This window comes from Paraburkholderia sp. SIMBA_053, assembly GCF_046534895.1.
Taxonomy (GTDB): domain Bacteria; phylum Pseudomonadota; class Gammaproteobacteria; order Burkholderiales; family Burkholderiaceae; genus Paraburkholderia; species Paraburkholderia caledonica.
The window spans coordinates 1-555 of record NZ_JAWRXU010000068.1 but is presented as its reverse complement, the minus strand read 5'-3'; the positions used below and the strand labels follow the sequence as shown (position 1 = coordinate 555).

Genomic DNA, 555 nt, shown 5'->3' with positions numbered 1-555 from the left:
GGACAATACAGGATCAGTAGAGGAAGTGAAAGAGGCCGTGATTTCTCCTTTTGAAGAATTATGTCAGCATAGCCCCTTGTTTGATTAAGAAATGTACATTAAAACGACCATTATAATTTTTTTTGTCTTTACCTATTGCAACCCCAAAAACCATCGCATAGAATGCGCAGCACTTACGCCGACTTAGCTCAGTAGGTAGAGCAACTGACTTGTAATCAGTAGGTTGGGGGTTCAAGTCCTCTAGCCGGCACCACTTTCAAAATGAGCCATTAGCTCAGTTGGTAGAGCATCTGACTTTTAATCAGAGGGTCGAAGGTTCGAATCCTTCATGGCTCACCATTTTCGCGGAAGTAGTTCAGTGGTAGAATACAACCTTGCCAAGGTTGGGGTCGCGAGTTCGAGTCTCGTCATCCGCTCAAGTGCAGGGGCCTTCTTCGGAAGGCCTTCGGCACGTGGGGTCAATCCACACGGTGGCGTGGCCGAGCGGCTAGGCACCGGCCTGCAAAGCCGTTTACACGGGTTCGAATCCCGTCGCCACCTCACGGTAAAACTGAA

Annotated in this window: 4 tRNA genes; all 4 read left to right on the top strand. The window is 49.0% G+C overall.

Features of this window, described 5'->3' with window-relative positions:
• Window positions 1-177: 177 nt before the first annotated feature.
• The 4 genes from SB753_RS34580 to SB753_RS34565 all read left to right on the top strand — a co-directional run bounded on the left by SB753_RS34580 (window position 178) and on the right by SB753_RS34565 (window position 540).
• Window positions 178-253, top strand: a tRNA-Thr gene (locus tag SB753_RS34580).
• Window positions 254-263: 10 nt separating this feature from the next.
• Window positions 264-339: transfer RNA gene (locus SB753_RS34575), tRNA-Lys, on the top strand.
• Between the two features lie 5 nt (window positions 340-344).
• Window positions 345-416 (top strand) — tRNA-Gly (locus SB753_RS34570).
• A gap of 53 nt (window positions 417-469) precedes the next feature.
• Window positions 470-540 (top strand) — tRNA-Cys (locus SB753_RS34565).
• The last annotated feature ends 15 nt before the right edge of the window (window positions 541-555 follow it).